At 53.1% G+C, this 14,036-nt stretch carries 15 protein-coding genes; 12 read left to right on the top strand and 3 right to left on the bottom strand.

Annotated features, from left to right (window positions below):
• The first annotated feature begins 6 nt into the window (after window positions 1-6).
• From CHH75_RS08100 to CHH75_RS08125, 6 genes are all read left to right on the top strand, one after another.
• Complete coding sequence (locus CHH75_RS08100; RefSeq protein WP_095397918.1) at window positions 7-1,464, top strand: ABC transporter substrate-binding protein; 1,458 nt, start codon at window positions 7-9, stop codon at window positions 1,462-1,464.
• Between the two features lie 380 nt (window positions 1,465-1,844).
• Window positions 1,845-2,327 (top strand): RrF2 family transcriptional regulator, encoded by a 483-nt coding sequence (locus CHH75_RS08105; RefSeq protein ID WP_095397919.1) that lies wholly within the window; start codon window positions 1,845-1,847, stop codon window positions 2,325-2,327.
• A 53-nt stretch (window positions 2,328-2,380) separates the two neighbouring features.
• Window positions 2,381-3,301: an NAD(P)/FAD-dependent oxidoreductase gene (locus CHH75_RS08110; protein ID WP_095397920.1), complete on the top strand. Its 921-nt coding sequence runs from the start codon at window positions 2,381-2,383 to the stop codon at window positions 3,299-3,301.
• A 215-nt stretch (window positions 3,302-3,516) separates the two neighbouring features.
• The gene (locus tag CHH75_RS08115; RefSeq protein ID WP_095263870.1) at window positions 3,517-3,720 is read left to right on the top strand and encodes a helix-turn-helix transcriptional regulator; all 204 of its coding nucleotides are present in this window, start codon (window positions 3,517-3,519) and stop codon (window positions 3,718-3,720) included.
• Complete coding sequence (locus tag CHH75_RS08120) at window positions 3,721-4,176, top strand: hypothetical protein (protein ID WP_095397921.1); 456 nt, start codon at window positions 3,721-3,723, stop codon at window positions 4,174-4,176.
• Window positions 4,177-4,638 (top strand): small multi-drug export protein, encoded by a 462-nt coding sequence (locus CHH75_RS08125; protein ID WP_095397922.1) that lies wholly within the window; start codon window positions 4,177-4,179, stop codon window positions 4,636-4,638.
• A 180-nt stretch (window positions 4,639-4,818) separates the two neighbouring features.
• Here CHH75_RS08125 and CHH75_RS08130 read toward each other — a convergent pair whose 3' ends face one another.
• Entirely contained in the window at window positions 4,819-5,187 is a 369-nt protein-coding gene (locus CHH75_RS08130; protein ID WP_095397923.1) for a DUF423 domain-containing protein, read from the bottom strand.
• A gap of 372 nt (window positions 5,188-5,559) precedes the next feature.
• On the bottom strand, window positions 5,560-6,738 hold the full coding sequence (locus CHH75_RS08135) for an oxalate decarboxylase family bicupin (protein WP_095263875.1): 1,179 nt from the start codon (window positions 6,736-6,738) through the stop codon (window positions 5,560-5,562).
• A 209-nt stretch (window positions 6,739-6,947) separates the two neighbouring features.
• Between CHH75_RS08135 and CHH75_RS08140 the strand changes: the two genes are divergently transcribed.
• From CHH75_RS08140 to CHH75_RS08160, 5 genes are all read left to right on the top strand, one after another.
• Window positions 6,948-7,718 (top strand): IclR family transcriptional regulator, encoded by a 771-nt coding sequence (locus tag CHH75_RS08140; RefSeq protein ID WP_095263876.1) that lies wholly within the window; start codon window positions 6,948-6,950, stop codon window positions 7,716-7,718.
• A gap of 257 nt (window positions 7,719-7,975) precedes the next feature.
• A complete protein-coding gene (locus CHH75_RS08145) occupies window positions 7,976-8,740 on the top strand; it encodes a LamB/YcsF family protein (RefSeq protein WP_095263877.1) in 765 nt (254 codons plus the stop codon).
• Window positions 8,741-8,856: 116 nt separating this feature from the next.
• A complete protein-coding gene (locus CHH75_RS08150) occupies window positions 8,857-9,999 on the top strand; it encodes an NRAMP family divalent metal transporter (RefSeq protein WP_230875632.1) in 1,143 nt (380 codons plus the stop codon).
• A 232-nt stretch (window positions 10,000-10,231) separates the two neighbouring features.
• Window positions 10,232-10,981 carry a 5-oxoprolinase subunit PxpB gene (gene pxpB, locus CHH75_RS08155; protein WP_095397924.1) on the top strand — a complete coding sequence of 250 codons (750 nt, stop codon included), beginning with the start codon at window positions 10,232-10,234 and terminating at the stop codon, window positions 10,979-10,981.
• Window positions 10,978-11,997 carry a 5-oxoprolinase subunit C family protein gene (locus tag CHH75_RS08160; protein ID WP_095397925.1) on the top strand — a complete coding sequence of 340 codons (1,020 nt, stop codon included), beginning with the start codon at window positions 10,978-10,980 and terminating at the stop codon, window positions 11,995-11,997. The genes pxpB and CHH75_RS08160 overlap by 4 nt, the downstream gene beginning before the upstream one ends.
• A 145-nt stretch (window positions 11,998-12,142) precedes the next feature.
• Here CHH75_RS08160 and CHH75_RS24620 read toward each other — a convergent pair whose 3' ends face one another.
• A complete protein-coding gene (locus CHH75_RS24620; RefSeq protein WP_141235819.1) occupies window positions 12,143-12,658 on the bottom strand; it encodes a hypothetical protein in 516 nt (171 codons plus the stop codon).
• A 212-nt stretch (window positions 12,659-12,870) separates the two neighbouring features.
• On the opposite strand from CHH75_RS24620, the gene CHH75_RS08170 reads away from it, so the two are divergent.
• Window positions 12,871-13,890, top strand: a complete 1,020-nt coding sequence (locus CHH75_RS08170; RefSeq protein ID WP_095263882.1) for a glycoside hydrolase family 130 protein — start codon at window positions 12,871-12,873, stop codon at window positions 13,888-13,890.
• Window positions 13,891-14,036: the final 146 nt, after the last annotated feature.

A 14,036-nucleotide genomic window follows, 5' to 3' on the forward strand; every position in this document is an offset into this window, starting at 1 on the left:
TCTTTCATGAAAACAAGGAAATGGTTGGTATTATTGGCGCTGTTGATGGTATCCGTCTCCATCATGGCGGGATGCAGCGGGAGCAAGGAAGGAGCGGCCGAGCTGGAAACGGTTACGATTCTGTACCCGGGGGAGCGAAGCGACCGGATGAATGAGTTCCTGCAGAACGAATTTGCCGAGAAGATGGCCGCAGACCTTGGTCTGAAGGTGGAGGTTGTATTCGTGCCTTGGGCTCAATACTGGGAGCAGAAGGACATTATGTTAGCCGCCAATGAGCCGGTTGATCTGTATTGGGACGGCCTGCCGGACTTGTCCACGATTGTGAACAAGAGGCAAGCGATGGCGCTTGATGCGTTAATTGAGGAGCATGGTCAGGATATGCTTAATGTGCTTCCGATGGAGCAGCTTCAGGGGGCAACGATTGACGGTAAAATATATGGCATCCCATCCGCTTATGCGCCGTCCTCTGCGATGTACCAGCTGGTCGCCGTTCGCCAAGACATTCTTGAAGCCGTGGGGATGACGGATGTAAAGACGCCGGAAGATCTGAAGGAGTTTGCGGCAAGGGCGAAAGCGCAGTTTCCTGAGATGAAAGGGCCTGCCGACATTATCTTTAAACCGTTGACACGGTATTATGCCGATGAACAATACAACTGGATTGCTGCTGAGGATCTGGTGGTATTCGGGGAAGACAGCAAAAAAGCGTACAGCTATTATGAAACAGAGGCTTTCCAGGAGGTAGCCAAGTTCAACCGCAGCATGTATGAAGCGGGAATCTATACCGAGGATCTGACCATTAAATATAATGAAAGGGATTCTCGAATGCAGACCGGGCTTTACTTATGGGTAGAAGGATCCTTGGGCAAGGAGATGGAAATTATCGATGGTGTCAGAGCTAACGCGCCGGGTGCGGACATTAAGACTTATCTGCTGGCAGAGGAGAAGCCGCGCTATATAACGGCCGCAGGCGGGGAAGTTCTGGGCATACCGGTTAACGCCCCGAATCCGGAAGGCGCCATGAAGTTGATCAATTGGATTTACAAGTCACAGGATAACTACCTGTTCGCGCTCTATGGCGTAGAAGGCAAAGATTACGAGATTGTGGACGGCCGGATTCACAAGCTGACGCCTACTGAATTTTTCTATGAGTGGATGTTCAGGAATCAGAATTATCAATTGTTTGGTCCCGATGTGCCGCAAGCATTGATTGATCAATATAACAGCTGGGATGATCAGGCGCTGCGCTCGGCCTCTTTAGGCTTCCGTTTCAACAACGAGAATGTGAAAATGATCGAGACGGCTCTGAAGGAAGTAGCAGGGAAAGACCTGGCTGCGATCCGCTCCGGCTTTGTCGATTATGAAACGGCCTATCCGGTGGCGATTGAGAAGCTTAAGGCGGCGGGAATTGATGAGTACGTGGCTGAGATCCAGCGTCAGCTGGACGAGTTCCTGGCTGGAAAATAAGGGACGAGCATCGCGTATCCGGCCTGAGAAGAGATAGTCATACTGCGGCCTGACCATGTCGCGTTCGATGATGTGGGCCAGACAATCGCAGGGGGAACTATAGTCTCCCAGGAATGCCAGAGGGCATGAATGAGACGACGTGTTCCCCGAGGAGCCGGCCAGCTGTGCCCCAAGCGCAGTGATGATGAGACGAATGCTGCAATATGTGAAGTTTATCGATGGATCTGTGGCTTTAGCTGAGTTCGTTTGGAGTTAGAGGGTACACGTACACTTGACCGGTGTGCGTGTATTTTTTTCGGCAAAGGGTTGCATATGGAGACTGAATTGTCTATTATGGATATCAAGTATCTACAATGTAAGCTTCGGAAGGAGGAAATGGGTTGCAGTTTTCCAAAAGCACGGATTATGCGCTGCATGCCTTGATTCATCTGACGCTTTCAGAGAAGGACGGGCATATTGGGATTAAGGAGCTTGCTCACACGCTTGGCGTTTCGGTAAGTTACCTGTCCAAAATCATGTCCAAGCTGAGACAGGATGGCATTGTCCGCGCGGTTCCCGGTGTAAATGGCGGCTACGAGCTTGCGCGTCCGGCGGATGAGATTACGTTTCTGGAGGTCATCCAGGTGATCGAAGGCCGGGAGCAGCTGTTCGAGTGCTCCAATCTTCATTCCCAGCAGCATCAGCTGCTGAGCGAGGAGATGGCGGAAGGGCACCTTCCTAAGCATCGCGGCAGCGAGTGTCTGGTGAAAAAGGTGATGGACGGCGCCGAGGAACAGCTGCATCAATATTTGCGGCAGCATACGATTCAGGCTGTGGTGGATCAGGCGTTAAACCGGCAGCATGGTTTCACAAGCAAGAAGTGATACGCTTCTTGTATTTTAATTATAGATATTATAGATCTATATAGGAGGATGTTATGAATTCGAAAATGGAAACAACAGATGTCGTTATCATCGGCGGAGGACCGGCCGGGCTGAACGCAGCCCTGGTGCTGGGGCGGGCGAGGAAAAAGGTGGTCGTCATCGATGAAGGGCGTCCCCGCAACGCGGTGACACGTGAATCTCACGGATTTCTGACCCGCGACGGAATCAGCCCGGCTGAATTTCGCAAACAGGCCAGAGCGGATCTCCTTAACTATCCATCCATCACGATCGTGGAGGATGAGGCAGTGTCGGCTTCGGGGTCTGATGGGCATTTTCAGATCGAAACCGCCCAGGGCCGATCTTATCATAGCCAGAAGCTGCTGTTTGCCGTTGGAATGAAGGATCAGCCGCTGGATGTTCCGGGACTGGCCGAGGTTTATGGAAAAAGCGCGTTTGTATGCCCTTATTGCGATGGCTGGGAACTTCGCGATAAGCCGTTGGTCATTCTGAACAGCGGAGCGGAGCTGATGCATTTCGCGCCGCTGATCTCGGGCTGGACAGATCGTTTTACGATCTGCACAAACGGGCCCGACGGGTTGACAGAGGAGCAGCGCGAGGAGCTGCGCCAGCACGGCATCCCGCTGTATGACACCCCGATTCAATCGATTGACTCGGCCGAGGGCATGGTGAGGCAGGTCGTTCTGACAGACGGGACGGCGGTGCCGTGTGAAGGGATTTTCTTCAAGCCGACTCTTCGGATCGGATCGGATTTGCCGAGATCTCTGGGCTGTGAACTGACGGAAACGGGCAGTGTAGCGGTGGACCCATTCGGCAAAACGAGCATTCCGGGCGTGTACAGCGCCGGTGACGCCGCTTCGCAGTATTATCAGCTTATTGCTGCGGCTGCTATGGGCGCATTTGCTGCTGCAGCGATGAACAATGAGATGAATCTGGCGGCTTGGAAGAGGCGCTGACGAGGTGATTTTGCCACCATTCAAGCGTTCGAAGCTGTTCGAAGCTCCTTATCAGCAGAGGCTGGTCCTGACGGACCGGCCTCTTGTTGTTTAGATCATACTCATTCCCATTCTCACTTCGGGTTAAGTATGCCAAACAAAATGTTAATTAAACTTTACATTATGTTAGGGATAATATACAATGGGTCAGAGACGATCGAGTAGGAGATGTTTCTATGCTCAAAAATCGAGTTCGCGAGCTGAGAGCCCGTTTTCAGTTTACCCAAGGGGAACTCGCCAAGAGGGTCGGCGTTACGCGTCAGACGATCGCTTTTATTGAGAAGGGTGAGTTTGCACCATCGGTCACTCTTGCGCTGAAGATTACCAAGGAATTTGAATGCACAGTAGAAGAAGTCTTCTGGCTGGAGGAGGAAGAGTAAATGAATAAGCTGCTGCGGTCCCCGTTCTGGTCGGTGCTGTCGATGGTGATAATAACGTTGTTTATGATAATCAAAATCGAGGCACAGCGTCTGCCGACCTGGTTGTATACGTTGTCTTACGCTGCATTGGCCGTTTGCTTCATATTCATCCTTAGCTGGCTGGTTGCTGTGCTGATTCATAACCGCAGGCATCCGAAGCAGAAGGTGAAATGGCATCTTTTCTATCCCGTTGAATTTCGGGAAGAGGATGAGGGGATGCGATGGCTGACGTACATGGCTTGCCGGAAGGTATATATTATGTTCTACGTCGCCTTGCCGCTCATTCTGCTGGTATTATTTCTGTTTCCGGAGCACCGCTCGCTTCCCATTCTATTGATCGGAGCGCTCGCGGTTTCGCAGTACTGTATGTATTGGTCGGTCATCCGGAAGGCAAACATAGGGGAGGATGAAACGTAAATGAATGTGTTGATGGAAATTTGGCAGTATATTCTCGTATTTCTGATGGGATCGGTGCCGTGGATTGAAATTGCCGCGGTAATCCCGATAAGCATTGTGGCAGGCCTCAACCCTTTTTTCGTAGCGCTGATGGCGTTTCTCGGAAATCTGTCCACCGTTTACTTGCTCGTGATTTTCTTTGATAAATTCCAGCAGTGGCGCAGCCGCAGGAAGAACGGCCAGGAGCAGAAATCGAAGCGTCAAACCCGCGCGATCAACATCTGGAACAAATATGGACTTCCGGGTCTTTCTTTGCTGGGCCCGCTGTTGATCGGTTCGCATATCGCTGTTTTTATCGGCCTTGTATTCGGGGCCAAAAAACATGTGACCTTGCTGTGGATGACAATCAGCCTGGTGATTTGGACGGTGATCATTACGCTTCTGTCGGTGTTCGGCATCGATTTGATCCAATCGATACGGTAATGGCTTAACCGAAAACGGGTGTGCTGCTCAGCACGAAGATACAAAAGTACGCTTGCTAGCCGCCGCAGATGATAGAACAATCCCCCTTCTCCTTCGTATGTTGGAGTGAGGGGGATTGCTTGTTCTGTGCAGGATGAAAGCAAAGCTAGGAATCCGGATTCCTTCCAGCCAGCAGGATGCCTATCCCCGAAACGCTTCAATAATCACCAGGAGCCAGCCCGCGAGAAAACAGAGGCCGCCAAGCGGCGTAATCGCGCCCAGCTTACGGATGCCGGTCAAGCTGAGTGCATACAAGCTTCCGGAGAACAGGAGGATGCCGGCAAACAGCAACCAGCCTGCGGTCACGATCAGCGAACCGTTGCCGAGCTGGGCCGAAAGCACGCCGAGCAGCAGCAGGCCGAGACTGTGAGCCAGGTGATACTGGATGCCCGTCTGATACGTTTTCGACTTGTCACCGGTCAATTTGTTCTTCAGCGCATGCGCACCGAATGCGCCGAGCGCCACAGCAAGAAACATCATGATGCCGCCGAGGGCGAGCAATGTGTTCATCATCAATCACCTCGCTACTATATTACTCCAATGCATGAATCCGGACAATTCATGAAGTTTAACAAGCTGCAGGCAGGCTAGGTGCACCTGTCAATAGATGGATTAAGCTCCGGCAACCGTGTATTTGTATAATGAACCGAATCCGTCAATTGCGGCCGGTCCGCCAAAGTTCTCAAGTTCCGCCGGTGGCTGCGCTATATTCGCCCCTAGCGTTCGCTCTGACTAACAAAACAAAAAGAGCTGCAAGAAAGTTACCTTTCTTACAGCTCAACGGAATACTGCACGCCTGTCCCGAGTCGGGCAGGCTGTGAAATGTATGAACCTGAGTGAGAAGAATAATGAACATTATTTTCCCTCAAGATCCCTGCTCGATCAGAGACCGGGATATTTCACGACAGGCCATTTCTCCTTTCGGAGGGCGTTCATCAGCTCCGGCGGCGCGCAAAGGTTATCCTGAACAAGCTGTTTAGGTGTCAGTGCCATCCACTGATTCAGCGAGATATCCTCAAAGCGGTCACTGCGAAAAATTTCGAGGAACCAGAGCGTCTCGTCTCCGGTGTTCTGTACATAATGGCCCATGGCAACAGGCACATAGCCCACATCGCCTGCGCGGACATCGAAGGTGCGGGCGATGCCGTTTCCGCCGAACACCGTCATCCGCCCTTGTCCGGTCAGGTAGTACTGCCATTCATCCGCGTTCGGATGCCAGTGCAGCTCCCGCATCGCGCCTGGGTGGATCTCCACGAGCGCCGCCGCGACGGTGGTGGATGCCGGGAAGTTGGTGGAGTCTACGATCCGCACGCTTCCGCCTGGCGTCACAATCGGTTCCTGCGCGTGCAGGCGGTACGTGAAGGAGCGCGGTACCGTTCCACAGGGAGAGGGGACAGCCTGACTGCCGATCGGACCCGGGACCGTGTCCTGAAATATATAGACTTGCTTGGACGGTCTGGAGGCAAAGGCTGATTCAGGAACGCCAAAATTGGCGGCCAGCACCTCGGCTGGGGTATGCGCGAACCAGTCCGAGATGGACAAGGTGTTCAAGTCTGAGAAGGAGCCGTCGTCAAAGACGAGCAGAAATTCGCACCCATGCTCCAGCCCCTGAATCGAGTGCGGAATCCCCTTCGGAAAGAACCACAGGTCGCCCGGTCCTACATCGGCGATGAAATTGCGCCCGTTCTGGTCCACAGCCGTCACCCGGGCGGTGCCCCATATCATATAGGCCCACTCCGCCTGCTGATGCCAGTGCAGTTCGCGGACTCCCCCAGGCGTCAGGCTCATATTCACGCCGGCGAGCGTCGTTGCAATCGGCAAATCTCGAACCGTAATCTCTCGCGACCATCCGCCGTGGTTTAACTGCATATGCGTGTCCGAGAAGGACATGCGGAGGTTAGGAAGGAGTCCGGCGTCGGTTGTGGGAGGGACAAGCATATCCGGGTTCTGCAGATCACGAAGCACATCACGCGGCCCGAGGTCGGGAGCGCCGGCCCCGTCCTTGCGAATCGGTTGGGGGATAACCCACTTCTTGCCGTTATCAGGCATTCCATCCTTCATGTACGATGATCTCCTTTCGAACTGCACTTCAACTATAATGTATAGATATGAGCCAACGTCTGTCCCTTATGTAGCCTGCATGCATTGAATTCCCCATCCCCCCTATGTATAATGGTTAGGCATATGGACAGGCGGGATGGCTACAATGAAGCATTGCAGCAAATGGCGCATTGCCGGAGCTCCCCTTCAGCAAGGAGGTAACCTACCAGATGCAGAACAAAAATAAAACGCTTGTGAAATCGATGGATCTCCTTCAGCTATTTATTACGCATCCGGCATTAAGTCTGAACGATATGGTCAAGCTATCTGGCATGCCGAAAACATCCGTTCACCGGATGCTGATGTCGCTTGAAGAGATGGGCTTCCTGGCAAGGCATGAGGATGGCCAGTATTCGCTGGGCTTGTCATTTCTCCAGTTCGGTCAACTTGTGGCGGATCGGCTGGACATTCGGCAGGTCGCATTGCCGATTATGCAGGAGCTTCGGGATGATGTAGGCGAGGCCGTGAACCTCATCATGAAAGATGGAAGGGAAGCCATCTACGTTGAGAAGGTCGATACGAATCATCCGGTGAGGCTGTATACGAAGATCGGCCGCAGATCGCCGCTATATGCGGGCGATTCCCGCATCATTCTCGCGTTTTTGCCGGATCAGGAGAGGGAGCAGTATTTGCGTGAAACGGAGCTAACGCCGAGAGGTCTCGGAACGATTACCGATAAAGACAAGCTACGCCGAATATTGCAGAAATCCAGGGAAGACGGTTACACGATCAGTCGCTCTGAGCTGGAGAACGATACAGCTGCCCTGGCGGCACCGATTTTTGATCATCGCGGACGGGTGTATGCCGGCCTCAGTGTGGCAGGGCCGGATGACCGCTTTCAGGACGAACGGCTGCCTGAACTGAGCGTGAAGGTGGTCCGTGCGGCAGAGGAAATTTCCCGCAAGCTGGGCTGGGAACCTTCGAGCAGAATTCCATTATAATGTACATACTCATCTACCCTGTTGCTCACAATATGGGAGATGAGTTTTTTTATTGTTGACAGACGGGACGCTCCCCATTAACCATACCTCCTCCTTCTCAACATCTAACACGGGGAGTTACATAACGTAACGCCACACACGAGAAAATGGTGAAGTACATATTGCGTAAACACGAAGCATTAGCTATAATCCAATATAATTAAAAATTTCGGAATCTATGTTCCGAATAATGGAACGAAGATGGGTGGGGTGAGGAAATGTATCGGATCGATTTGAATTGTGATCTTGGAGAGAGCTATGGTGCGTACAAGCTGGGTGTGGACGAGGAGATGCTCGGACGGATTACATCGGCGAATGTAGCCTGTGGTTTCCATGCCGGGGATCCGGGCGTTATGCGCCGCACCGTACAGATGGCCCTGAAGCACGGTGTCGCAGTTGGAGCGCATCCGGGCCTTCCGGATCTCATCGGTTTTGGCCGGCGCAATATGGATATTTCGCCGCGGGAAGCGTACGACATGGTTGTCTATCAGATCGGTGCCCTGGCCGCATTTGTACAATCCGAGGGTGGACGCATGCAGCATGTGAAGCCGCACGGTGCGCTGTATAATATGGCCGCGAAGAGCAGGGAGCTGTCTGAGGCGATTGCTGAGGCGGTATATAAGGTTGATCCGGAGCTGATATTGTTCGGGCTTTCCGGCAGCGAGCTGGTGCGGGCTGGAGAGCGAATCGGCCTGAAGACAGCCAATGAAGTATTCTCAGACAGAACGTATCAGCAGGACGGAAGCTTGACCCCCCGGAATCAGTCGGATGCATTGATTACAGACGATGACCAGTCTGTATCGCAAGTTATCCGCATGGTGAAGGAAGGCAAGGTGCTGACGCTGCAGGGAAGCGACATTGCGATCTCGGCAGATACGGTGTGCATTCACGGGGACGGGGCACATGCTGCGGTATTCGCGAAGCGAATCCGGGAGGCGTGCGAATCTTCGGGCATCTTGATCCAGGCGGCTGGATCTGAATAAAATGGAACAAGGAGGATATGCGTTTGAAATCCGATAAAAAATCATTGGAGCTGGAGAATCAAGCGTCCGGCGGACCGAAATCTAGCTGGAGCTTACTGCTGGGCGCAGCCTTTTTGATGGCGACTTCAGCCATCGGACCTGGATTTTTAACGCAGACCACGGTCTTTACGCAGCAGCTTGCGGCCAGCTTTGGCTTTGTTATTTTAATGTCTATCATTTTGGATATCGGAGCACAGATGAATGTATGGCGAATTATCGCCGTTTCGGAAAAAAGAGGACAGGACATCGCAAACATGGTGCTTCCGGGGCTTGGCTACTTCGTGGCCTTCCTCATTGTGCTGGGGGGCATCGCCTTTAACATCGGCAATATCGCCGGGGCGGGTCTTGGCATCAATGTGGTGCTCGGCATATCACCGACTACGGGTGCGATGATCAGCGGCGCTATTGCGATTGCGGTATTTATGATCAAGGAAGCCGGAAAAGCGATGGACCGGATTACGCAAATTGCCGGTTTTGTCATGATCGCGCTGACGATTTATGTTGCGATCACTTCCGCGCCGCCGGTAGGCGAAGCGGTCGTTAAAACGTTTGTCCCGGATCAGATTGACATTCTGGCGATCGTTACACTGGTCGGCGGAACGGTTGGCGGATATATCACATTCGCGGGTGGTCACCGTCTGCTCGATGCCGGGGTTCGCGGCCAGAGCGCTTTGCCCCAAGTGACGCGAAGCTCGGTAACAGGCATCCTGGTGACGGCTGTCATGCGTGTGATCTTGTTCCTGGCAGCGCTCGGTGTCGTCGCCAAGGGCTTGGCCATCGATCCGTCGAACCCGCCGGCGTCTGTCTTTCAGCTGGCAGCCGGCAACATCGGGTACAGAATATTCGGCATCGTCATGTGGGCGGCTGCGATTACCTCGGTCATCGGGGCTGCTTATACGTCGGTGTCGTTCATCCGCACCTTCAGCCCGGCGCTGGAGAAGCATCATCACCGGATTACGATCGGATTTATTTTGTTGTCGACACTCGTATTTGTGCTTGTAGGCAGACCGGTGAAAATTCTGGTGCTGGTCGGCGCACTGAACGGGCTCATTCTGCCTATCGCGCTTGGCGTGCTTCTAGTGGCAGCTTACAAGAAGAAGATCGTTGGAGATTACAAGCATCCGCTATGGATGACTTTGTTCGGCGGGCTGGTCGTTGTGATGATGGCGGCAATGGGCGGCTACACGCTGGTTAATGAATTGCCGAAGCTGTTCCAGTAAGTCTAGCTGCCACATTTCCTGCCGATGAACGCCCGCTGGCAGCCAGCATCCGCAATAGAGATGACGGTGCAATGTGAGGCAGTGGTTCGAAGAGATGAAGGCTGTATGGCTGAGGCAAGGTTCTCTTGTCTCGGCCTTTTTCTATCGGATCATCGTCAGAGCGAGCAGAGGAATCATCCTATTCATGTATACTTTATTCAGGGCATGACCTGGTGAAAGAGGTGACCGAAGCATGAGAGAGGCCGAATTAAAGGGCCGTGATCAAATCGAGATATACCCGTATGGGGAATCGGCCGTACGGATTGAATTTGGCAAGGGGATTGACCCCGAAATCAATCGCAAAGTAAGAGCGCTGACGGCGAATCTGGAGTCAGAACCATTTCCCGGAATGATCGAATGTGTATCCGCCTTTACGAGCGTAACCGTCTTCTACGATCTGCTGGCGGTAAGAAATATGGCATCACCGTTATCGGAGAGCCAATCCGCATATGAAATCGTTTCTGACCTTGTGCGCGAACGGGCGGCCGGGATGGCGACCGAGGCTTCCGGCCAAGCGAGAACGGTGGAGATCCCGGTATGCTATGGCGGATCATTCGGGCCTGATCTGGCGTATGTCGCAGAGCATAACAAGCTGACTCCGAGCGAGGTCATCGACATTCATACGAGCGGCGAATATCTGGTGTATATGATCGGGTTTGCCCCGGGATTTCCTTTTCTCGGCGGCTTGTCGGAGCGAATCGCTACCCCGAGGCGCTCGTCTCCCCGTCTGTCAATTCCCGCAGGATCGGTAGGCATCGCCGGGAAGCAGACGGGTGTATACCCGATTGTCACCCCGGGCGGCTGGCAGCTGATTGGAAGCACCCCGCTCGCCCTGTTCCGGCCGGAGCATCATCCGCCAAGCCTTCTGCAGGCAGGGGACGTGGTTAAGTTCCGGGCGATTACACCAGCACAATATGAGGAGTTCAGAGGGGGAAGGATATGAGTTTCAAGGTCGTCAAGCCGGGACTGCTGACCAGCCTTCAGGATCTGGGGAGGTACGGTTATCAGAAATATGGCGTAATCGTCAGCGGTGCCATGGACCCGGTCTCCCTGAGACTGGCCAATCTGCTGGTCGGAAACGACGAGGATGAAGCGGCACTGGAGCTTACCCTGGTAGGCCCATCGCTCATCGTGGAGCAGGATGCACTGCTTGCCGTAACCGGAGGCGATATGTCGCCAAAGGTAAACGGGCAGCCGCTGCCAATGTGGCGGCCGGTGTATGTCAGGAAGGGCAGCCATCTGCAGTTCGGGGCATGCAAGGCTGGCAGCCGTGCTTATGTAGCGGTGGCCGGAGGGTATGATGTGCCTATGGTGATGGGCAGCAAAAGCACCTATCTCCGGGCCGGCATCGGCGGCTATCAGGGCAGGGCGCTGGCGGAGGGAGACGTCATTGCATGGAAGGCCTCAGCTGGGCGGGCCGCTGAATATAGAGAGCAATGGGCGCGGAAGCTGGAGGGCGTCTCATCCGATTATATATCCACGGATTGGCATACCGGCAGAGGGTTTCATCCGCACGAGGGGGGAGATGCAGTCATTCGCGTCACCCGGGGCAGCCAGTTTGAATATTTTGCGCCAGGCAGCCGGCAGCAGTTCTATGAGAAATCCTTTCAGGTATCCACGCAATCGGATCGAATGGGCTACCGTTTAACCGGACCGGAGCTGACACTGGCAGAGCCGCTGGAGATGATCTCGGAGGCGGTCATTCCGGGAACGGTCCAGGTGCCGCCGGACGGCAACCCGATCATTCTGATGGCAGACCGGCAGACGGCGGGCGGATATCCGAGAATTGCCCAGGTGGCGGTCGTGGATATTCCGGTAGTTGCCCAGATCAAGCCGGGCAGACGCCTTCGTTTTCGTGAAATCACGGTCAATGAGGCCGAGAAGCTTTACATTCAGCGGGAACAGCAGATTCAGCAGATGAAAGCCGGCATATTGGTGAATATGAAGCAGGGTGTGTAGGTTGCAGGTTTCGGCGCTCATCGTTTACCGAAGGGCCGAGGGCGATCACCCAAGCCCAAGAAGGATTGGTCAAGTGTGAAATCCGTCGTGAGGACAACGGTGTTTGCTGTGCTTTTTTTCGGAGGATTCTCGGCGCTTTCCGTCTTTAGAGAACTCCAAATATATCGTGAAAATCACCGATTCGTACGGAAATGAAATCAGACATACGTTTTCCACCGTTGCATTTCTGATCAAATTCGCGATCTATTGCGCCATCGTTGCTTACTTTTTTATGCGAAAAAAGAATTCGCTGTTTTTCCGTCTCGATACGACGCGGCAAAGAGCAGTGACGATCAGTTTCCATGCCTTTACGATCCTGATCCTTGTCCTGTCCGGATTCACAGGGTCTGTTACTCCGCTCATGATTGTTTTCATCTTCCACGGTGTCATGCACTTTGTACAGGCTTATGGCGGGATAAGGGCCAATATATAGCTCTGCCTGCCGTGGTCCAGGGCGATAGGGAAACTCAGGCAAGGCAGGCTTGATCACAATATAGAAACCGGCAGAAGCGCTGTTGCTTTTGCCGGTTTTTTTGCTTGAAGCGCCCTGGCAGTCCCTCCATCCGGATTCTCCTCTCTTGTGAAAATGCCCCCGATAATTTGGATGTTTTCGAAAGTTCACAGGATATTATGCCAGACGAATGGGACCTATAATAGGCCTATAAGCAGTTGCATGATAGGCAAAGGGGGACTTCACCCGGCGGAAATAAAGCGGATTCACGAACATGCCTGACAAACATTTGTCGGGGCTGACGTAAGACCTGAGCCGCTTACAGGAGACGCTGCGGAAGAGGGCTGCCAACATTTAGAGGTTTACATGAGGAGGGCCAACAGATGAAGATTGAGAGACATCCGGAGAATCCGATCGTAGTGCCAGGGGGCTATGAATGGAGAATGGTCACCGTATTTAATCCGGCGGTTATTATCGAAGACGGCAAGTTTTATATGATCGAGCGGACAGCAGGTTCGCTCACGCCTTGTAAAAACTACCTCGGATTGCTGGAAAGCGAGGATGGCGTTCATTTCACCCATGTGAAGGATGAGCCGATCGTGACGCCGGATCAATTGGGCTTCCCGTACGGAAGTGTACAGGATCCGCGCGTGGTCAAAATTGACGACACCTTTTATATGAACTATGCGCTGAGACCGTGTGCGATGAGCTACTATCCGACCGGAAGAGGCGTGCCTGAGCGCTCGATTCCGAAATATCCGGATGGCTGGGGCGAAGAGGAGGGCCACTGGCTCACTCGTTCTTCGATTCTGACCTCCAAGAACCTGATCGATTGGGAGTTTCTGACCGATACGACGCCACTGGATATCAACGATCGGGACAACATTCTGTTTCCAGAGAAAATCAATGGCAAATATGTGCTGCTCCGGCGTCCGGAAGAATACGTGGGCGAGGAATACGGCACGGAGAAAGCGGCGATGTGGATCACCTATTCCGATGATCTGATTCATTGGGAAGAGCCGAAGCTGCTCGCGAAAGGCGAGAATCCATCATGGGAATCGCGGAAAATCGGCGGGTCCACACCTCCAATCAAGACGGACAAAGGATGGCTTGTCCTGTATCACGGCGTCGACGACAATGTCGTCTATCGCGTCGGGGCCATGCTGCTCGATCTCGACAATCCGGAGAAGGTGATTGCCCGGACACGGAATTTCATCATGGAACCGGAGACGTATTATGAAAAATTCGGATACCAGCTTCCGAACGTCATATTCCCGACGGGAAATGTGGTCAAGGACGGTCTGCTCTATATCTACTACGGAGTAACCGATACGGCGATTGCGCTTGCGACCGTGCCGCTGGACGAGCTGGTGGATTATATTCTGAACGAACCGCAAAACTAAACAACAAGAGAAGGATGCCGCGATGATGCGGCTCCCCTTGAAGCTCAAATGAAACCGCATACAATTTATTTAATAACTAACAAATAATGTTACAAAATATAACCTAAATTCAAACCAGCTTCTTATAAATAACTAAATCATCGCAA

This window comes from Paenibacillus sp. 7541 (assembly GCF_002276395.1).
Classification (GTDB): domain Bacteria; phylum Bacillota; class Bacilli; order Paenibacillales; family Paenibacillaceae; genus Paenibacillus_AQ; species Paenibacillus_AQ campinasensis.